Source organism: Nitrospira sp. (assembly GCA_024760545.1).
Taxonomy (GTDB): domain Bacteria; phylum Nitrospirota; class Nitrospiria; order Nitrospirales; family Nitrospiraceae; genus Nitrospira_D.
Genome location: CP060501.1, coordinates 4,411,731 through 4,430,306, shown reverse-complemented (window position 1 = coordinate 4,430,306; position 18,576 = coordinate 4,411,731). Strand labels below are relative to the sequence as shown.

Annotated in this window: 20 protein-coding genes; 12 read left to right on the top strand and 8 right to left on the bottom strand. The window is 54.8% G+C overall.

The window, feature by feature from the left end; genetic code table 11:
• Nucleotides 1-532 precede the first annotated feature (532 nt).
• From H8K03_21085 to H8K03_21075, 3 genes are all read left to right on the top strand, one after another.
• Nucleotides 533-1,567, top strand: a complete 1,035-nt coding sequence (locus H8K03_21085) for a hypothetical protein (protein ID UVT20229.1) — start codon at nt 533-535, stop codon at nt 1,565-1,567.
• Between the two features lie 115 nt (nt 1,568-1,682).
• Nucleotides 1,683-1,976 carry a divalent metal cation transporter gene (locus H8K03_21080; protein UVT20228.1) on the top strand — a complete coding sequence of 98 codons (294 nt, stop codon included), beginning with the start codon at nt 1,683-1,685 and terminating at the stop codon, nt 1,974-1,976.
• 558 nt (nt 1,977-2,534) lie between these two features.
• Nucleotides 2,535-3,101 carry an MEDS domain-containing protein gene (locus H8K03_21075; GenBank protein UVT20227.1) on the top strand — a complete coding sequence of 189 codons (567 nt, stop codon included), beginning with the start codon at nt 2,535-2,537 and terminating at the stop codon, nt 3,099-3,101.
• A 140-nt stretch (nt 3,102-3,241) separates the two neighbouring features.
• Here the strand turns inward: H8K03_21075 and H8K03_21070 are convergent, their stop codons facing one another.
• From H8K03_21070 to H8K03_21060, 3 genes are all read right to left on the bottom strand, one after another.
• On the bottom strand, nt 3,242-3,643 hold the full coding sequence (locus tag H8K03_21070; GenBank protein UVT20226.1) for a response regulator: 402 nt from the start codon (nt 3,641-3,643) through the stop codon (nt 3,242-3,244).
• Nucleotides 3,644-4,036: 393 nt separating this feature from the next.
• The gene (locus H8K03_21065; protein UVT20225.1) at nt 4,037-4,279 is read right to left on the bottom strand and encodes a hypothetical protein; all 243 of its coding nucleotides are present in this window, start codon (nt 4,277-4,279) and stop codon (nt 4,037-4,039) included.
• Between the two features lie 276 nt (nt 4,280-4,555).
• Nucleotides 4,556-4,762 (bottom strand): hypothetical protein, encoded by a 207-nt coding sequence (locus H8K03_21060; GenBank protein ID UVT20224.1) that lies wholly within the window; start codon nt 4,760-4,762, stop codon nt 4,556-4,558.
• A gap of 1,449 nt (nt 4,763-6,211) precedes the next feature.
• Between H8K03_21060 and H8K03_21055 the strand changes: the two genes are divergently transcribed.
• The 3 genes from H8K03_21055 to H8K03_21045 all read left to right on the top strand — a co-directional run bounded on the left by H8K03_21055 (nt 6,212) and on the right by H8K03_21045 (nt 8,111).
• Nucleotides 6,212-6,652 carry a low affinity iron permease family protein gene (locus H8K03_21055; GenBank protein UVT22567.1) on the top strand — a complete coding sequence of 147 codons (441 nt, stop codon included), beginning with the start codon at nt 6,212-6,214 and terminating at the stop codon, nt 6,650-6,652.
• Nucleotides 6,653-7,042: 390 nt separating this feature from the next.
• Nucleotides 7,043-7,450: a hypothetical protein gene (locus tag H8K03_21050; GenBank protein ID UVT20223.1), complete on the top strand. Its 408-nt coding sequence runs from the start codon at nt 7,043-7,045 to the stop codon at nt 7,448-7,450.
• A gap of 301 nt (nt 7,451-7,751) precedes the next feature.
• On the top strand, nt 7,752-8,111 hold the full coding sequence (locus H8K03_21045) for a DUF3703 domain-containing protein (protein ID UVT20222.1): 360 nt from the start codon (nt 7,752-7,754) through the stop codon (nt 8,109-8,111).
• Nucleotides 8,112-8,187: 76 nt separating this feature from the next.
• Here the strand turns inward: H8K03_21045 and H8K03_21040 are convergent, their stop codons facing one another.
• The gene (locus tag H8K03_21040) at nt 8,188-10,803 is read right to left on the bottom strand and encodes an ABC transporter permease (GenBank protein UVT20221.1); all 2,616 of its coding nucleotides are present in this window, start codon (nt 10,801-10,803) and stop codon (nt 8,188-8,190) included.
• A 154-nt stretch (nt 10,804-10,957) separates the two neighbouring features.
• Between H8K03_21040 and H8K03_21035 the strand changes: the two genes are divergently transcribed.
• Nucleotides 10,958-11,236, top strand: a complete 279-nt coding sequence (locus tag H8K03_21035; GenBank protein UVT20220.1) for a response regulator transcription factor — start codon at nt 10,958-10,960, stop codon at nt 11,234-11,236.
• A 2-nt stretch (nt 11,237-11,238) separates the two neighbouring features.
• Here H8K03_21035 and H8K03_21030 read toward each other — a convergent pair whose 3' ends face one another.
• Both H8K03_21030 and H8K03_21025 read right to left on the bottom strand, forming a co-directional pair.
• The gene (locus H8K03_21030) at nt 11,239-12,165 is read right to left on the bottom strand and encodes a dihydroorotate oxidase (GenBank protein ID UVT20219.1); all 927 of its coding nucleotides are present in this window, start codon (nt 12,163-12,165) and stop codon (nt 11,239-11,241) included.
• Nucleotides 12,165-12,863 (bottom strand): ABC transporter ATP-binding protein, encoded by a 699-nt coding sequence (locus tag H8K03_21025; protein ID UVT20218.1) that lies wholly within the window; start codon nt 12,861-12,863, stop codon nt 12,165-12,167. The genes H8K03_21030 and H8K03_21025 overlap by 1 nt, the downstream gene beginning before the upstream one ends.
• 291 nt (nt 12,864-13,154) lie before the next feature.
• Between H8K03_21025 and H8K03_21020 the strand changes: the two genes are divergently transcribed.
• From H8K03_21020 to H8K03_21000, 5 genes are all read left to right on the top strand, one after another.
• Nucleotides 13,155-13,805 carry a ComF family protein gene (locus tag H8K03_21020; protein ID UVT20217.1) on the top strand — a complete coding sequence of 217 codons (651 nt, stop codon included), beginning with the start codon at nt 13,155-13,157 and terminating at the stop codon, nt 13,803-13,805.
• Nucleotides 13,806-13,996: 191 nt separating this feature from the next.
• Nucleotides 13,997-14,194 (top strand): helix-turn-helix domain-containing protein, encoded by a 198-nt coding sequence (locus tag H8K03_21015; GenBank protein UVT20216.1) that lies wholly within the window; start codon nt 13,997-13,999, stop codon nt 14,192-14,194.
• Between the two features lie 14 nt (nt 14,195-14,208).
• Complete coding sequence (locus tag H8K03_21010) at nt 14,209-14,649, top strand: hypothetical protein (protein ID UVT20215.1); 441 nt, start codon at nt 14,209-14,211, stop codon at nt 14,647-14,649.
• 216 nt (nt 14,650-14,865) lie between these two features.
• Nucleotides 14,866-15,261 carry a RusA family crossover junction endodeoxyribonuclease gene (locus H8K03_21005; protein ID UVT20214.1) on the top strand — a complete coding sequence of 132 codons (396 nt, stop codon included), beginning with the start codon at nt 14,866-14,868 and terminating at the stop codon, nt 15,259-15,261.
• 87 nt (nt 15,262-15,348) lie between these two features.
• Complete coding sequence (locus H8K03_21000) at nt 15,349-16,548, top strand: DUF3391 domain-containing protein (GenBank protein ID UVT20213.1); 1,200 nt, start codon at nt 15,349-15,351, stop codon at nt 16,546-16,548.
• A 31-nt stretch (nt 16,549-16,579) separates the two neighbouring features.
• On the opposite strand, the gene H8K03_20995 is transcribed toward H8K03_21000, so the two are convergent.
• Nucleotides 16,580-17,815 (bottom strand): ABC transporter permease, encoded by a 1,236-nt coding sequence (locus tag H8K03_20995; GenBank protein UVT20212.1) that lies wholly within the window; start codon nt 17,813-17,815, stop codon nt 16,580-16,582.
• Nucleotides 17,816-18,526 carry an ABC transporter ATP-binding protein gene (locus H8K03_20990; protein ID UVT20211.1) on the bottom strand — a complete coding sequence of 237 codons (711 nt, stop codon included), beginning with the start codon at nt 18,524-18,526 and terminating at the stop codon, nt 17,816-17,818.
• Nucleotides 18,527-18,576 lie beyond the last annotated feature (50 nt).

The window sequence follows — 18,576 nt, the reverse complement described above, 5'->3', positions numbered from 1 at the left end:
ACTTCCTTTCACGTTAGCGTCTGTTCTGGTTAAGCGGTTCAACCTCTATTGACCCTTTGCCGGTGTTGCTCTTGCTCGAATCTGGGATGCATCCCGATCCGTCCAGCGTTGCTTCACTGCCTTGTTTCGGTACTGCGCTCTTGGAGACTCCATAACCTGACCCCGTCTTGCTTGCTGGTTATACCGTAGCCTAGCCTCAAGGATTTCAATACTGGGAAAAGACATGGCAGAGCGGGAAGATCGATAATGTGCGACGACTCAGGTCTCGGGAAACATCTAGTCTGTGTTGTTGGCTTTCGAGTGATCCTCTTGTCGAATTGCTCACCGTTGCACCTACATTCCGACAGTCCAGCCGCGAGGAGCCGGCGTTGCACCATCAGCAACCGGTCGGTCATCGTGGATATATTGATGCCGGACACGAGGTGCGCGTAAAGAGGGGCCCGCATACTAGGGTGAGTCCTAGCACCTCACTCATCCTTAGAAAGGTATCAGTAGAGAGAGTTGACTGAAACGCACTTCCGATACGCATTCCATGATCGTTGCTCCTTACTCTTCTCGACTCATCGCCTTCATGACCCTGACCGTATTTTCCGCCGCTGGATGTTCTTCGCTGATTCCATCCACTCAACGAGGCGTGGCCACGGAATACAACCAGCATTGTGGACCGGAAGAGGCCAAGACACGTCCGAATCGGGCTCCGGTTCACGTCAAACCCACGGTGCGCGTGGAGCCATCCGAACGGGTCAAGGAGCAGATAAGTCCGGTTGCGCGTCGAATCGCCGAGACCATCGAGGCAGTGCCCCTCCTAAATGCACTCCTGGATACTGAGACGCCCCGGTCCACGTTGAATGTGGTTATTCGTCGCTTACAGCTGATGGAGCAGATTCAACTGGCCATGCTCGAGGTGAATTCGGCCACCGCGGAAATCGTCTGCGAACGAGATCGAGCCGACCAGTTGGCGGACCGCATTGACGAAGTCGATGGGAGGCGGGTGAAGCAGCTCACCATTGCGTCCATTGTCGTAGGAGGAATCGCCGGCATTGTCACCGGCGGAATAGGCCTTGCCGCCGGTGCGATGGTGGGCGCAGATGCCGCCACGCTGGGAGGAGGGGTGCTCGCCTCGTGGTTCGGCGTCTCCGCCCTCTTTATTCAATCCGAAGTGGACTTCCAACACGAGCGCAATATCCTCCGAGAACTCTGGGAGGATCCCGACAAGCCCCAGATCTTTTCCCCGATTCTATGGCGGTATCTCCATCGGTCGCCGACTGCCCACGATGCCTCGCCCCGCACGCAAGTGGTCAATGGCTGGCGCCAGAAAGGACGGTTGGGGGAGCGGGATTCTCAAGACGAAGCACACCGACGTCTCCTGTTTTTCAGCGCAGGCGGTCACTATTCAGCTCCTGAGCTGCGGGCGCGGGCCTCCATGCTAGAAACCCTTGAGGCTTCGTTGCGCCTCATTGACGAAGAGCTTGAGGTCCTGATTCGAGAGATGACTGTGAAGGCCGGATGGGAATCTGAGCTCCGCAGAATCGAAGGCGAGACAGATAACCAGGGGATGAACCCTTGACCCGCGCGCGTTCCTCGGAACTCTGACTCTCCTCAAAAAGGTACTCAAAGCGCTCGGACCGGGCGTGGTAACAGGGGCCTCCGATGATGATCCCTCAGGCATCGGGACCTATGCCATGGCTGGGACGTCCTTCGGGTATGCGACACTCCGGACCGCCTGGTTGACCATTCCATTAGTGGCGTCCATTCAGTTCACGTGCACAAAAATTGGGATGGTGAGTGGACACGGGATCGCGGGGGTATTGCGGGATCATTATCCTCGAGCCCTTCTCTCTACCATCGTCGAGGCCTTGATGGTCGCCAATACTCTCAACGCGGGGACGGATATTCTCGCATCGCCGCAGGGATTAATCTCCTCCTTCTGGTCCCACTCTGGACCCTCGTCATTCCCATCGGCCTCACCATTGTAACCATCCAAATTGTAGGCTCCTATGAGGTGATCACGAAGATTACCGGCACAGCGGCCGAGACTATATTTTGGCCAGTCCAAGGGTTCTGGAACTGGGCGATGTTACGGATGAGGAAGCGGAGGCCTTCAGGAACATATCCAAGCGGCTTCCCGCACTGTTCGGTAAAGACCAGGACGATCCGAGTGATTAGCCTATCGTGATGTAAGGCCGACTGCCACGGGGCGGTGGACCTTAGGAGTATTCCTAGCCTAAAATGAGACACTTTGAGATTATTCTTGCGTATCCAAGGATGCTTGGTGGTTTGTGTCCTACGAGAAACCGAGAAGTAAATCCGGGACGTACTGTTTGTTCTGCTTAGTGCGAGAATTATTCGATAGACATGAGGAAACCGGCTTAGACCGGCTGTTTAACATGTCCCAGGCAGGTCTAACCCACTAAGCTTCGTAGTGAGCCACTCGATGGCCGAACGATCCTGCCCACTCTGGGTTCATCAACTCCTTCTCGGCGACACAACACAGGATTTAGAGACATCCACGTATGACGTAGGAGGGTACCCCCATGCCTGCCAGTGGTATTCGTGGCATTCATGACATTCCCTTGGGATCGCATCTCTGTCTGTTCTATCGGCGGCCCACAGAATTTCTGCGAGTTACTGCTTCCTTCCTGAAGGCCGGTTTAGCGGAACGCGAGTTGTGCGTCTGGGTGCTTCCGCCCCCGTTGACCGTTCTGGTGGCCCTTGATGAACTGTCCAATCACGGCCTTCACGGTCCAGCGCTGCAAGCCGAGAAGCAGCTGCACATCTCGTCTGCGGAAGACTGGTACGGTGATGGCGCCTTCGATGTGGATGATTCCCTGGATCGGCTGACCGCCTTACCGGCCATGGCTCGCCAACTCGGCTATACGGGGGTTCGTGCCGTGGGCGGACCGGGACAGTTTCTGTCTGAAGAGCGTCGCCAGGCCTTTATGCGCTACGAGCGCCATGCGACCGCAGTCATCGCCGAACATCCCTTCATCGGATTATGTTGTTATGCCTCAATCCGGTGTTTAGCGACAGATATGTTCGACATCATGTGCGCCCATCCCCGGGCCTTGCTTCGCACGCACGGTGGATGGGCCAGCATCTGAGCGGAAGCGTGAATTTGTACTCTACGCGTAGACCACTGACCAATCTGTGGCAGAACTATCTACTCGCTCAGCTATGATCAGGTTTCAGACTCTCAAGGAATGCTTCCGATCCTGGTGTGCGATACAGCGGCATCCCGTTCTTACCATTGCCGATTGCCATCACAAACTCTCCAATTCGAATTGAAGAGTAACCCCTCAACTTTAGCTCTGATATCGGAGATACGCACGGGCTTATCAAAATAGGCGCTTGCCCCGGCCTGCATTACATTGTCTCTCACTTGAGCTCCGCCGAAAGCCGTCATGACAAGAATGGGACACTGCGGAGCGATTCTGTGTAATCGTGAAATATAGTCCGTTGCTCCTGCGGGCAGGTGGAGGTCCGTCAAGATAATATCGGGAGGCGTTTCCAGCACCGCACGAAGGGCCTCCTCGCCATCCTGGGCTTCGCGAATCCGATAACCTGCGCTCCAGAATTCATCATGGAGCAGATGGCGCATGTCTCGATCACACTCAACTATCAACACAGTCGTTGTGTTAGCCATAATCGTCGCTTCCCGTGAACAAAACCTAGTCGCTGCAAATATACCGACGCTCGCAATTCACATAAGTGAGCTGCAGCAAGAGGAGTGCCACTGCAATTCGAGTGTGTTTCAGAGGAAAATGGCAGAAGAATCGTTGAAGCCGATCATTGTGGGGGCCTTTTGCAACAGAGGTGTAGATAGGCCTGTAGCACTAGTTCCAGGAATTGGCGTGACGCATATCAATGGTTATGACTACAGGAGTGTGCTCTGACAACCTACCAAGACCTTAGCTGGCCATGGCTTTGTTCGTCGCTTTCTTGATCCAGCGGGTGGAGAAGGGAAGATTGCCTCACTGCGTTTGCCCCTGACGGGTGATCAAGGGTCAGAAGCCGCGGGTCACCCGTTCGATCCGGATCACCGTTGGATCACGGAATCGATGAGATTTTTTACTTTTTGCAGGGCAGCTACTTCTGATTCTTGGCAAGTCGTGAAGGCGCCATCAGGATAGTTCGTGATGTAGGCCGATTGTATCGGCGAGAAACGAATGAATACATAATGACAACGCCATGTTCCATCTTCGCCTTGCTGAGGAACCAACGAGATCATGCGTCCCTTATACTCATGCGTGGTTGGTGGGTCGATACGTTCACCACTCATAGCCCCTCTTCATCTGTTGCCTTCTCGATGGTGCGCTCCTGGCCGTCGTCCTAATCATGCCGCATCGCCACCCCCCCAGCTGCCTCTCCACTCCTCCTGGCAAGGAACACTGGCGTATTCGCTAAATTGTATGATCGGATGTTCAGCTTCTTTATTGTGCTCGTGACTTCCCTGGTTCGTGCGAGACTTGATTCACACAACCCCCCAGTAGAGTTTCCAGCGAAAGACGGCCGGCGAGGAGATGTTCACGGATACCATGGCAGATAGAGGCGCATCCTAACTCGGTTTGCAGTCAGCCGAAGCATGCTCGGTTCGGCGATCGGTTCCTCTATTCGCTCGAATCCACAGGGCATGATTCTGAGTATCGACATTGGCAGAAATGCGGTCTCCTTGATTAATGGGAGGCTTCTCCGTTGCTTCATCGGTCTGCACGCTCACTTCTTTTCCGCTCTCATCCTTGAGCACATAAGTTGGGCCGTCCACACGTAGTACCTCACCAGATATCAGATGGCTTCCCCGCATGGCGCTTTGTTCGGCTCGCATTGCATTTTGCCCAGGTGGTATGTCGCATGGGCCACTGATAATCTTGTCTCCTCGCGAACCCATGCAACCAATCTGTAGGATTGTGGCTAGTCCCAGGAACAATACGCTTCTGGCTCGAATATCTCTTGGAATGGAAATCATGATGCCTCCTCGTTGTCTAGATCTTCTACACTAGTGTACAGGCATGGAGGCCTATGCATGACCTGGGCACCTTCCTAGTCTTGGCATACATGACATCCGGCAATCTCATGCCGATTGCGTCATGAATCGGGACACCCCGTCACGTGGCTTAACGTCGAGACTCATGTGTCGTGTGCGTTTCGGAAAGCAAACGGAGGGCCGCTATAGTCCTTCCCAAACCTGACAACTGCCATGATGCTGACTTGGAAACGGTCCGAATACTGAGAGGTGACGCGATGAAACGGCTATGAACTCGCGTGATTCGCGTCGATAGGTTGGAAAGATGGTCGTGAGATTAACGCCCCCATTGGACGTGGTTTCAAGAAAAGAAAGCGACCCACTAGTTAGAAGAAGGCTAACGTCTGATGACCCTAGATTGCCTAACAATCGAGCATGGTGGCTCTGAATATCAATGCTATCGAAATGAAGGAGAAAATCCTTTTCAGGTTCAGTCTTGATCGTCACATTGCCGTCCTCCCAATAGGTTTGGGACACAATGGAAAATTTACATTTCAATGAATGTGTTTCCAGCAATTTGTGGAAAACCTCATCCTCAGCCGCCCACCCAAGAGTCGCGCATAGTGGGACAACTAGGATAACGCTGTAGGACATTCGCTTTAGGATATCTCGAATCATGACATTTCTCCTCCCCTCTGCAGGGGAATGATTCTATTCGGATGGATGGCGCTGGAAAAGAGCGCCCTACAGAATGCAAGCATACAGGGGAAGCTCATATTCACATCTCCCCAACACATTCTTTCCTCTATTCACTCTATAGCACTGTAAGACAAAGAGGAAGTAGGCCAGAGGAAGACATCCAAATCGGGGAACCGCTTGTCGACTGGAAATGTCGGAACGTTGCTTCATTGTACGAAGCGGTGATTGAGTATCTCGGACCTTCCTTGCTCAGAGTGAGGATCCGGCCTAACGTCCGTTTCTTGTGAATACCTCCACTGCTGCCGCCATATCGAAGAGAGAACTTCCTCCTCAATACTCACAACCTAGGAAATCCACTGTATTGTGAAGGGCTAACGAGTAAAAGGGTAGCGCATTTCACAGGCCGATGGCGTGACACATACTCTTACTCGCATTCCACTTTTACTTCTCAGGCAAGTTCCTCACCGAGGGACAGTCCTAGTGGTATGACACTCTCCACTAGCCATAGTGGGGAATATGAGATCTGATGCCAACCTCGCAAGACAAACCAAGATGTTTGCTCGTATTGCGACGATCTGCTCTCGGACGCTTGGCACCTCCGGTGCTTTTGGCGTCGCGCTCATTGTCGTCGTGACATGGGCCATCACCGGCCCGCTGTTCGCTTTCAGCGACACCTGGCAACTGGTCATCAATACGGGTACCACCATTGTGACGTTTCTCATGGTCTTCCTTATCCAGAATACGCAGAATCGCGATAGTACCGCGACTCAACTGAAGCTGGATGAAGTCATTCGGTGCACGAAAGGGGCACACAATGCCATGCTGGATCTGGAGGAGTTATCCCAGGAAGACATGGATAAAGTGCATGCCCTCTATGAGCAGTTAGCCAGACAGGCTCGAGAGGGTGCAGAACATGGAAAGATCGCGACAGGAACACCATCGATCCCCGAGGAACGCAACGGAACACGTGGAAGACTGAAGACCGGCAAGTAGATCTGGCCTGAACACTGCGCCAACACGGGACGGCCAAGGTATTCGTCGACGCACATATTTTTATGCCCTCGCTCCATTCCTGTGCACTATTGGCCCCTTCTCTATCCATTCTGGGGCTATTCCCAGGTTCGTACCAGACATCATCCATCTAACATATAGCATCATTGCCCTCAGCACTCAGAAGGAGGTGGCAATGGCGATTGCACCGATCGAAGACCTACTTATGTACCCCGACTACGCCAAACCCATATCCGTTCCATGGGAATCGGGACATCCCCCGATGATTCCCGCAACGGGACAATCAGGTGGGTCATGTTTTGATTGCTGTGTCTGAATGTCATGTTGTTTCTTTGACAATATTTGTAAAACCCTCAACCGACCGAGGCGACGATGACCACACACACCCATGATCGTGTTCGCGCACACACGGCACCGGAAGTTAACCGACGGTTGGATCTTGAGACGCAAAGACGTGTTGAGAAGTATGCCAATAGCACTGCGAAGGAGCTGACTAGCCGAATCAAAGAGCTCGACCGGGAATGGGATATCGAACGCGTGCTTGAGCTGAACGCATCGGCCCTCGCCTTTTCCGGTCTCTGTTTAGGCATCACCCGTAGTCGAAAGTGGCTCATCCTTCCCGGCCTCGTGTTGCCGTTTCTGTTTCAGCACGCTGTGGAGGGGTGGTGTCCGCCGCTTCCCCTTCTGCGTCGCCTTGGAGTCCGCAGCCGAAAGGAAATCGATCGCGAAAAATATACCTTGAAGGCGCTCCGTGGCGACTTTTCAGAATGTGAGGTCTAGCCGATTCCAACCGATGTAGACCTCTTCCCGCGCTATGGCCTTATAATCCCTCAATCGTGTTCGGAGGCTTTCCCTTCGAATAGGTTTCAGTCCTCCCCCGTTGCTAACCCCTTCCAGTGTTTTTTCTACGGCAGGATTCGAGGTGCTCGCTTGGACTGTTTGTTGATCATCCTATTGCGAGTGGCCGGGGCGCAACCGAGCTGCGTCGTTGGCTCAGCCATTCTTCTTTCTCTCCGTGACACCCTGGCTTCTGATTCGTTTGTAGCGTACAGTGAGAGACTCCATTTGCCGGGAAATCAGCATGCATCCCGTGCTCCAACAAGCCTATGAGAAAGAAATGACGGAAGCGGTCACTCAGTACCACACTGGAGACCTCCAGCTTGCATTTTTCCAACTTGAGCGCGCACATATCTTGGGACAATCCTTTCCTGTAGAACACGCGAGAGCCCACTGGTGGATGCTCAAGGTGGGATGGAGACGCCGGGATTTCGTTGAGATCACCGGTCAGATCCCACGAATCCTGGGAGCACTGCTTTTCTCACGAATTTGGGTACCGATAGGCAATCCTGGCGGAGCCCGAGTGCCTCCGTTTCAGTCCATGCCCGTTCCTGAAGACCTTCAATCCATATTGAAGCAGTATGGCCGGGACTCTGAGACATGACATGCTCTGGGGAACCGCGCAACGGCCATCTGGAAATTCAGCTGACGCTGTCCGTTATCGGCTCGCACTGCACACACTACTCCTCCCTCAACCCTTCTATGACCGGTTGCCGCGCCGCCCACCGGGCCGGGAAATAGCCTGCCACCAACGTGGCAATTGCTGCGAGAGCCACCGCCTGAACCAGAGCGCCGATGGGGACGATCATTTGAATCGTCCACCCGAAGGATTGCTTGTTGATGACCTTAATGAGTAACAGAGAAAGTAGCCCGCCTCCAACGAGACCTAAGGCAATTCCTACGGCACCGAGGTAGGCCGCCTCCCAGAGCACAAGCTGCCGAATTTGCTCTGAGCTGCCGCCGATGGCCCGTAAGGTCGCAAACTCCCGGCGCCGTTCGAGGATGGACGTGATCAGCGTATTGACGATCCCCAACATCGCGATCACGACGGCGATAGCTTCCAACACATAGGTCAGCAAGAATGTGCGGTCGAAGATTTCGAGAATTTCTTTGCGGAGCTCGGCATTGCTGATCACCAGCGGAGGGAGCCTTCCGGCGGCTTTGCCGCTCAATTGTTCCGTAATTTTTTCTCTCACAGAATCGATGCTCGATCCGGCGCTCAAGTAGACCGGGAATACCGTGATCAATTCATCGTGCCATAAGGACTGATAGAGCGCTCGATCCATGAGGAGCTTGCCCCCGTCGGTCGAATAATCATAAAACACCGCCACGATAGGAAATCGTCTGGCGCCGCTCGGCGTCATGATTCCAAGTGTCGATCCTTCCTGCACGCCCAGCCGGTCGGCCAATACCTCGGAAACAAGGAGACCTCCGATATCGGCAGCCCGATTGAGTTGCTCGGAGGAATCTCCATTCCGTACAAGATACCGGCTCCACTGAGCATGCAACCGCAAATCCCGTGATACGATGGCCACGCGGTGGCCGTTGACCTCCACCCGCACATCACGGTAACTATCCACCGCCGCCACGCCGGGAGTCGCGGACAACACGTCCAACCACGAGGGTGGGAGACTCCGCCCCACGCTGCCGATCTCCGTGCCGCGCAACCACATCGACGGCGCCACGACCAGATCAGCCAGGACTGTATCGGTGACCCATACCTCCACTGTATGTCGAAAACTTCGCACCATGACCAGCACCCCAATCATAATGGCGAGTCCCACCATTAGGGCGGAAACCGTGACTCCGTTGCGGCCAGGATTGCGAGATGCATGCTCCACCGCAATCCCTCTCATGACTCCTCGCGGGCTGAATTCACGCCCCACGTATCGGCGGCGACGGCGCCACCCGGTCACACAGATCGGCGCCAAACAGGCCAGCCCTGCCAGCAAACACAATGTTGCCGTATATCCCAACAGAGGAACCCCGCGAATGGGTCCGGGCCAACTCAACAGTCCTGCGAGAGCGAGCAAGCTCAGTCCAATGATGCCAAGGGTTCCCACCCGCAACTGTTGGCTGGCTTCGTAATCACCGGGAGCTAAGGCGCGCACCGTTGCAGTGCGGCTGGCATCCAAACTAGGACCGATGGCACCGATCATAGAGACCACACAGCCGATGATGATCCCCTCGAGCACGATGTTCCAAAATTGCGCTGTCCAGAGCAGGCCACTCTCGCCGGCGCCCACGGGTACGTAAAGATCCGAGATGGTTCGGCTGAGCAGCGCAATGAGCTCTTGAGCCAATACCATCCCCGCCACACTTCCGACGGTTCCTCCCAAGAATCCGAACAAGCCGGCTTCCATCAAGAACAGAGCCGCCACCCGCGACTGAGTCATCCCGATGGCCCGATAGATTCCGATCTCGCGTCTCCTCTGTGCAACGGCAAACGCCATCGTGTTGTAAATCAGGAACATCCCGACCAAGAGCCCGACCCAGCTCAGGACCGTCAAATTGAGGCGGAACGCACGCACCATTTGCTCCACTTGCTTCGTCCGGTTCGCGGGCCGTTCGACGGTGAGGTGCGGAGGGAGAACGGTTCGAATCCTTTCGGCCACTTCCTCGACGGACATATTCGTGTCGGTCACGAGATCGATTCGATCCACCTTTCCGACCATGCCGAACGTAATTTGCGCCGCGGCGATATCCATGACGGCCATGCGCTCCCACGACGAGTTCCGGTCTGATTCGCTTCGAAGAATTCCGGCAATCCGACAAGTGAGACGACCTGGCCCGATGAGAAAATCAACGTGGTCATCGACCGACAGATTCCACTCAGTCGCCAGCTTCGCTCCCAAAAACACGGACTGCGGATGGATCATGTCCATCAGCCGGCTTTCCGTCGTCGGCTGGTTTACTCGAAATCCACGTGAATTGAATTCGGCCAGAAGATCGAGCCCTAACACTTGTGTCGCGTGGTCTGGTTGGTCTTCATTCACTCGAACCGCCGTTTGCAGAATGACCGGAGATGCCGAGGTCACACCTGTGACTGTTCGTATACGAGTTATGAACTGTTCATCCAGTCCGGTCTCGTCTCCCGACACTTCCAAAGTGGTCGGACCCGCCACTGTCAGCACCGCCTGTTCGAATGAACGCAGCACATCGACATTGGCGGTCCGCACCGCCACGGAAGCCGACACCCCAAGCGCCACTCCGACGATCGTCAGCAGCGTACGTAACGGCCACTGCCTCAGATGGGAAAGCAGTAGAAGCGCAACAACCTTAGCGAACGTGGGCATTGATTTCGAGGAGAAACGCGGTACGCAGAAATGGCTTCATTTGGTGCCTTGCGAAGGATTGTAGGTCACGATGGCATTTGCATATATCGGCAGTTTCATTTACACGATTTCTCTCGTTTGCTAGACTGCCGACTAACGTCGATAAGGAGTACCGATGGCAAAAAAGCAGGATACCGCGACACTGCAATTCCACCAGGCCGATCGCCGCTTCAAATCCGCGCTCCACATCACTCCCCGCCAGCGTGAGATCCTACGATTGGTCGCGCTCGGCCATACCAACCGGGAGATTGCCACTTCGCTGGACATCAGTGTCCGGACGGTCGAAGTTCATCGCTTCAACCTGATGCGCCGACTCAATGTTCGGAACGTCGCCCAGCTCCTGCGTCAGGCACTGCAGCAGAACCTATTACCGCGCAATTTCGGCGCCAAGTAAGCCTACAATTCTTTGAGCCGCCCTCGGCACTCCTGGATCGATTGATATCCCTTTTTCGTCAACACAGCGGCCAGTTCCGCTTCGAGTCGGGCAAAGACATCCAGCCCTTCTTCCACCAGCACCGTGCCGATTTGAACGGCTGACGCGCCGCACAGGAAGTGTTCGAAGGCATCAACACCCTCGACGATCCCGCCGGTGCCGATGATCGGCATCTTCCCCTCAAACAATTTATAGAAGGCCCGGACGTTGGCCAGCGCGACCGGTTTGATCAGTCGCCCTCCTAACCCTCCGAATCCACCTTTCGGCTTAATCACGACGGTTTCACGTTCCGGATCGATCACCACACCGTTGCCGACCGAATTGATCATGTTGAGAAAATCCACTCCACACCGCCCAAGCACCGCACCCATGACCTCATGATGCGCCGGATCAAAGTAGGGGGGCAGCTTGACTCCCATCGGCACCGTAATCTTTCGGCGGACTTTCTTCAGGAGCCGCTCAGACGCTTCCGGGTCGTAGCCGATTTGCGGTTTGCCGGGAATATTCGGACAAGAGAGATTGACCTCGATGAGATCCGGCTTGGCTGCATCGATGACCTCTGCGATCGTGGGGAAATCGTCTTCGCCAAGTCCGGCCACGCTGGCTATGACGGGTTTTCCGAAACTTTTGAGGTGGGGAATTAGTTCGGCATAGGCTTTGTAGCCAAGATTGGGGAGCCCCATCGAATTGATCGATCCTCCTGGAAACCCATAATACCGGGGCTCAGGGTTCCCTTGGCGCGCGTCAATCGTCATGGACTTGGTGACGATAGCTCCTGAACCGGACTTGGCTAACGCCACAAGTTCGTCGCGCGTCACACACAACGCGCCGGCTGCGTTCATGAAACAGCTGGGAAAGGTGACACCGGCTATGGTCGTAGACAGATTCATCACGGAGCGACCAGTTCAGTGGTGCGTTCGGTACGCGAGACCAGCCGTCCATCCCGCATGGTCCACGTATAGTCGGCGGATTGCGCCGCCTGCGAGCTGTGGGTCACCAGCAGAACGGTCTGTCCGCCGGATTCCGCCAATTCCCGAATAAGTGTCATAATGTCCGCTCCCTGATGAGAATCGATATTTCCCGTCGGCTCGTCAGCCAGCAAGAGACGCGGTCGATGCGCCAGCGCGCGCGCGATCGCAATTCGTTGTTGTTCTCCACCGGATAGCTCGGCTGGTCGATGCCGGCGACGGTGACTCATTCCAACCTTGTTCAACATTTCGTCCACCCGTTTTTCGATGTCCCCTCCCTGTTCACCTCGCAGCATCAAGGGCAGCGCGACATTCTCTTCAGCCGTCAAGCCGTGAACCAAATGGAAGGCTTGAAAGACGATCCCGATGGTTTCACGCCTGATCTTGGTCCATTCGTAGCTGGTCAGGTTTGTGGTGGATCGTCCATCGAGCACGATCTCCCCAGAAGTCGGCATGTCCAGGCCCGCAACAAGGTTTAGGAGGGTGCTTTTCCCGCATCCGCTGGGCCCTACGAATGCGCAGAACTCACCGTACTGAATCTTCAAATTCACGTTCTGCAAGGCCGTCACTACAGCCTCGCCGCGCAAATAAGTTTTCGAAAGTTGCCTCAGTGTCACCATATCGATGCCGTCTTCTCCAAAGACAGACCGTTCTCCCCAGCAATTCTTATTCCTATAACACAACGAATCAGAGGGCCACAACCTTGACACAGGGAGGTATTTCACCCTAAATAGATGTTTGGTAATGATCGCGGTCAGTCGATGGCCAGACGAATGTCAGAGTTGGTCATATGTCTCATGCGCCGTGCAATACGGCTTTTCCTACCGATTCATTGCTCGAGCTGTGGTCGCCTGTTGGGAGATGATCCGGTCCCTCACTTTTGTGGGAACTGCTGGAACACGATCTCGCTCATGCCTGCCGCCCGATGCTCTCGTTGCGACCGTCCCTTTCCTTCTGCGATTGCCACGACCTACAGTCCGAACCATGTGTGTCAATCCTGTGCCGAGCGTCCGCCTTCCTATACGAGGGCCTGGACTCTGTATCCCTACAGATCTCCGCTCCAGGATGCCCTCTGCCTCTTTAAGTACCAGGGCAAGGTCTCACTGGCGTCTCCACTTTCCGCACTCATGACCGACCGGCTTCCCCAGCTTGATTTCGTGGATGTGATCATGCCCGTACCCTTACATCGTGACCGACTCCGGCAGCGGGAATTCAATCAGTCCCTGCTGCTCGCCGATCAGATAGGGCGCTATCTGAACATTCCTGTCTCGTACACTAATCTGATCCGAAGCGTTCAGGCTCCGGCCCAGACCACATTGTCTCGGAAGAGCCGACTGAAAAACCTTCGCCGGGCTTTTTCGGTACAACACCCCGATGCAATCGTCAATCGATGCGTTCTGCTCATCGACGACGTTTTCACGACTGGTACGACGGTGAACGAATGTGCGAAGACGTTACGCAGAGCAGGATCTGCCGACGTATTCGTTCTCACCTTGGGGCGAACCGTGGATTCGAATCTCGTCCCTGATCGCATCCTCTCTCGCCACCCCTATCCCTTCTGAGCGATTCGGGGATCCAACTCATGCCCATTTACGAGTACTCATGCCGGACCTGGCTAGGAGCAATTGACCATACCGACGGCCTTTGACATGTAATGTCATACATTTTCACTTGACATTCCCACCCCGATATCTAGAATACCCACATACTGGAGGCAGTATGCACATTCTCAGCCCTGGTGGCAGGTGGAGTGATGAGCACGACTCCAAAGAGCGAACTGATGACGGCGACAGAAACATGCCGTTACCTCAAGATCACCCAACGCACGCTCTATCGCTATCTACGGAGTCGGCAGATTCCCGCCTTCAAGCTCGGAAAAGAATGGCGATTTGTGCGTTCGGATTTGGAGCAATGGATCCGCGACCGAACCCGAACCGCCGTGAACTCCTAAATTAGGATATCGACATGTTCGCTGGCGAGTACCTGTGTAAGGTTGATGAGAAAGGACGTTTCATCGTCCCCTCACCGATCCGTGAACAAATTGAAGCCGAAGGCCAGGCCGTGATGTTTCTCAGAGGGCCGGAGCAGTCATTGTTGATCTACTCAACGAAAGAATGGGAGAAAGTCCTCGAACGCACAAGAACTTCTCTGGATGAAGACCAAAGTCGTTTATTTATGCACTTTGTCGTTTCCGAAGCCGGCTCATCGGACATCGACAAGACAGGGCGGATCTTGATTCCGGGTCGCTTACGAAAGCTTGTACCGGTCGATGAAGACCAAGAGATTATACTCGTCGGCTTGTATCACAAAATGGAAATTTGGAATCCAAGCGAGTGGCGCCGGTATATTGCTCGCACTGAAGACCGTTATGATCAGAACGTGGCAAAGATCCTGAACCTGCTCTAGTTCAGCTCCATGCCTCCCAACCGACATCGTCGCAATTTCTATTCACCCAGGTTACCCCTTCGCACAGTTTCCCATCGTACGGAGCGAAGGTTTCCGTCCTCATCGCAAACTCTACCGCTTCTCAAAGAGACGGCCGCGTCGACGAAATCTAACCCGTCGACCATGCACACTGTCCGGGAGTCATCGCATCCGCGTATCGCCACATCGGACAGACTTATGATCACGCTGCCTGTCCCGCCCAGCATTAACCATCAATATGCGACGGTGAACGGACGCCGTTTGTTATCCTCTGCCGGACGCGCATACAAAACGCAGGTGCGCCAACAAGTGTGGATCGCGTTCACCCAGTTTCCTTCCAGACTTTCCTTCCAGACTCGGCTTCAATCCGAACCGCTGGCGCTTTCCATCCGGTTCTTTTTTGCATCTTCATTACGACGAGACCTCGATAGCGGTCTCAAGATCGCCCAAGATGCCGTCTGCGAAGGCCTCGGCGTAAACGACAATCGCATCGTCGAAACCCATCTCTACAAACATGTCGATAAAGCCGATCCTCGGATCGAAGTCTCTCTCTCTTTCATTGATCTGGCCACCCAGCCTGACCGTCTGCCGTAAAAATCCCTCGGCTACAGTTATCTCCGCTTCCTACCGATACTGAAGGGCGTTCCTTTCGAATCCGTTTCACGCACTGCCCGCATCCCGATGGCAAAGATACGAGTTTCCATTTTCGAGCTTCAAATCGGCATGTACGTCGCAGGGCTGGACCTCCCGTGGTTTCGCTCACCCTTCCTCCGCCATTCATTTCTGGTTGAGGATGCTTCGCAGATCACAAAACTGATGCGAGCAGGGGTGAAGACGGTCGATGTCGATCCCGACCGAGGAGTGGCTTCCCCGCCGCTTTCATCATCGAATACACCCCCATCTGTATCCGCGATAACCGATTCCACGATTCTCAAACGAACCAAGGCCCTCGCCCAGTTGAACGAGGAATATGCCCAGGCGAAGCAGGCCAAACAACAGTTGGATCAAGCCGTACAATCCGTTTTTGCGACCATCGCCAAGACAGGGACGGTCAACCCTCAGCAAGCAGCCGAAGCGGTCCAAGAAATCACGATCGTCATGAGAACGCTCACCGACTCCGCCATTTTCATGGCATTGAGTCAAAACCGGAGCGGTGACTCCACGCTCAGTCGACATGCACTGGCGACCTGTACCTTGTCGCTGGTCATCGGTCAGGCATTTCAATTCAACCCACTGGAATTGCAGGAGCTTGCTATCGCCGCTCTGCTCCATGACATTGGACTCCTACAGGTTCGACCGGCCATTGTCCGCCGTGTTCACAGTACTTCCAATCTGTGCCAAGCCGACCGAGAGGAGTTTGAGACACATCCCCGTCTTGCAGTTCTCACATTACAGCGACAAGGCGGAGTTGAACCCGCCGTCTTGGATCTCATCGCCAACCATCATACTGATTTCACCGACAGTCGCGACCCGAGCAAGGCGCCACGACAGCTTTCACCGGACCGCACGCGTATCCTGATGATCGCGGATCAATACGATGAACTGATCACCGGATTCGGCGGGGCTTCGCCCCTCAGCCCCCATCAGGCGTTTCAACGCTTGTACCAAGCAGCTCAGGAGGGCCGGCTCGATCAACGATTTTTATCGTCATTTATCGCGAGAGTCGGTATTTATCCGGTCCATAGCTATGTGCAGCTGAATACCCGGGAGTTGGCGGTGGTCACGGAACTCAACCAACAGAAACTCCATCAACCTATCATCACCATTACCCATCAGTCAGAAGGAATCAAATACCCAGCGCCGTTTGTCGTCGATCTCTCATGCCAACCGGGCGAGTCCCAGCCGCGTGTCATTGAAACAATCATCACCATGGATACGTGAGGAAAGAACGCTCGCTGCGGATGCCGCCACCCTATTCGTAGCGCAACGCTTCGATGGGATTGAGCCGAGCGGCTTTATTGGCCGGATAGAGACCGAAGAAGAGGCCCACCACGACGGAAAAGGCAAATGCGACCATAACTGTGTCGCCCGAAATAATAGTCGGCCAGCCGGCAATCACCGTCGTCAAGCGGGCGCTCAGAATTCCAAAGAGAATGCCGATGCAGCCGCCCACCACGCTGAGGGTCATCGCTTCGATCAGAAACTGCATCATGATATGCCGTCGCTTGGCCCCTACTGCCAGACGCACGCCGATCTCTCTCGTTCGTTCGGTCACAGAAACAAGCAGAATGTTCATGATGCCAATTCCGCCGACGAACAGTGAGATAGAGGCAATCGCCATCAACATGACCGTCAAGGTCTGACTGGTCCCCTCCTGTACCTGCCCGATATCGACCAACGTGCGGATCGTAAAATCTGCGGGCTGCCCACTCTGTAACCGATGACGAGACCTCATGAGGTCTCGAATTTGTTCTGTCGCGTCCGGCAAATCCTCGGTTCGATCCGTGGATGCGACTATGGCTGTCACCGATCCAAGAAAGAGCGTTCCAAATACTTTCCGCTCGGCCGTACTGAACGGAATGATCACGACATCGTCCTGATCCCATCCCTGAGGGGACTGCCCTTTCGGCGATAGGATCCCAATGACATGAAACGGCACGTTTCTTATACGAATCACCGCCCCGACTGGTTCCTCCCCAGGATCAAAAAGGTTCTCGACCACCGTCTGCCCAAGCAGCGCCACCCGAGCTGCGCCATCTAAATCTTCCTGAGTAAAGGAGCCCCCACTGCTGAAGGACCACTCTCGAATACTGAGGAGACTGGGCGACGCGCCCTGAATCGCGCAATTCCAATTGCGGTTGCCGTACACGATCTGCGCCTGGTCACGTTTGTACCAGCCCGTATCGGACAGAAGTGGGAGTTTCTTCTTCAGGTCCAGCGCATCGCCGACGGTCAATGTCACCGCACTGCCCATTGCACCACGTACCCCACTCGCAGTCGTGGAGCCAGGCCAGATAAAGATGACGTTGGTGCCCATTGTGGCTATTTGACGCTGTACGGCCCGCTTGGCTCCCTCCCCAATGCTGACCATGGCGATGACCGCCCCGACACCAATAATGATCCCGAGCATCGTCAAGCCGGCGCGCAGCCGGTTTCGCCCGAGGATGCGCAGCGCAGTAACAATGGTCAGCCACACGAACGCCCACATTTACGCCTCCACGACGTGTGATCGGCCCTCGGTCACTCGATCGCTCAAGATTTGCCCATCCTTGATCACAATTTCGCGCGAAGCGTAGGCGGCAACGTCGACCTCGTGCGTCACCAAGATTACCGTAATACCCTCCCGATTCAACCCTCCGAGAATCCCCATGATTTCTCGGCTGGACTGCGTATCCAGGTTTCCGGTCGGCTCGTCGGCCAACAACAACGAGGGGGCGGTCACCAGCGCCCGAGCGATCGCCACCCGTTGTTGCTGGCCTCCTGAAAGTTGCGTGGGAGCATGATGTTCGCGCCCGCTTAATCCGACGCGTTGAAGCGCGGCAGATGCCAACGCACGCTGCTCCTTCAGTGAAAGTCCTCGGTAGAACAGCGGCAACTGAGCATTTTCCAACGCACTGGTACGGGGAATGAGGTTGAAACTCTGAAAGACAAAACCGATCTGTCGATTCCGAATCTCCGCCAACTGATCGGGTCTCAAATGTCCGACTTCCTGGCCGCTTAACCGGTATTGTCCCTTCGTAGGTTGATCCAGACAGCCGAGGATGTTCATCAGTGTCGACTTCCCCGATCCACTTGAACCCATGATCGCGACAAACTCGCCCTGCTGAATCGTGAGATTCAACGCACGCAACGCCTGCACCTCGACATCACCGAGGCGATAGACCTTCCAAATGTCTTCGCACACAATCAAGGGAGTCACGAACGAACACCATGGCTCAGGAACTTGGGGACGGCTGGGATGGGGACTGA

Excerpts from the sequence above, each read along its gene's own strand:
- H8K03_21085 (UVT20229.1), top strand. The coding sequence starts at position 533 with ATGATCGTTGCTCCTTACTCTTCTCGACTCATCGCCTTCATGACCCTG.
- H8K03_21080 (UVT20228.1), top strand. The coding sequence starts at position 1,683 with ATGGCTGGGACGTCCTTCGGGTATGCGACACTCCGGACCGCCTGGTTG.
- H8K03_21075 (UVT20227.1), top strand. The coding sequence starts at position 2,535 with ATGCCTGCCAGTGGTATTCGTGGCATTCATGACATTCCCTTGGGATCG.
- H8K03_21070 (UVT20226.1), bottom strand. The coding sequence starts at position 3,643 with ATGGCTAACACAACGACTGTGTTGATAGTTGAGTGTGATCGAGACATG.
- H8K03_21065 (UVT20225.1), bottom strand. The coding sequence starts at position 4,279 with ATGAGTGGTGAACGTATCGACCCACCAACCACGCATGAGTATAAGGGA.
- H8K03_21055 (UVT22567.1), top strand. The coding sequence starts at position 6,212 with ATGTTTGCTCGTATTGCGACGATCTGCTCTCGGACGCTTGGCACCTCC.
- H8K03_21050 (UVT20223.1), top strand. The coding sequence starts at position 7,043 with ATGACCACACACACCCATGATCGTGTTCGCGCACACACGGCACCGGAA.
- H8K03_21045 (UVT20222.1), top strand. The coding sequence starts at position 7,752 with ATGCATCCCGTGCTCCAACAAGCCTATGAGAAAGAAATGACGGAAGCG.
- H8K03_21040 (UVT20221.1), bottom strand. The coding sequence starts at position 10,803 with ATGCCCACGTTCGCTAAGGTTGTTGCGCTTCTACTGCTTTCCCATCTG.
- H8K03_21035 (UVT20220.1), top strand. The coding sequence starts at position 10,958 with ATGGCAAAAAAGCAGGATACCGCGACACTGCAATTCCACCAGGCCGAT.
- H8K03_21030 (UVT20219.1), bottom strand. The coding sequence starts at position 12,165 with ATGAATCTGTCTACGACCATAGCCGGTGTCACCTTTCCCAGCTGTTTC.
- H8K03_21025 (UVT20218.1), bottom strand. The coding sequence starts at position 12,863 with ATGGTGACACTGAGGCAACTTTCGAAAACTTATTTGCGCGGCGAGGCT.
- H8K03_21020 (UVT20217.1), top strand. The coding sequence starts at position 13,155 with ATGCCTGCCGCCCGATGCTCTCGTTGCGACCGTCCCTTTCCTTCTGCG.
- H8K03_21015 (UVT20216.1), top strand. The coding sequence starts at position 13,997 with ATGAGCACGACTCCAAAGAGCGAACTGATGACGGCGACAGAAACATGC.
- H8K03_21010 (UVT20215.1), top strand. The coding sequence starts at position 14,209 with ATGTTCGCTGGCGAGTACCTGTGTAAGGTTGATGAGAAAGGACGTTTC.
- H8K03_21005 (UVT20214.1), top strand. The coding sequence starts at position 14,866 with ATGATCACGCTGCCTGTCCCGCCCAGCATTAACCATCAATATGCGACG.
- H8K03_21000 (UVT20213.1), top strand. The coding sequence starts at position 15,349 with ATGGCAAAGATACGAGTTTCCATTTTCGAGCTTCAAATCGGCATGTAC.
- H8K03_20995 (UVT20212.1), bottom strand. The coding sequence starts at position 17,815 with ATGTGGGCGTTCGTGTGGCTGACCATTGTTACTGCGCTGCGCATCCTC.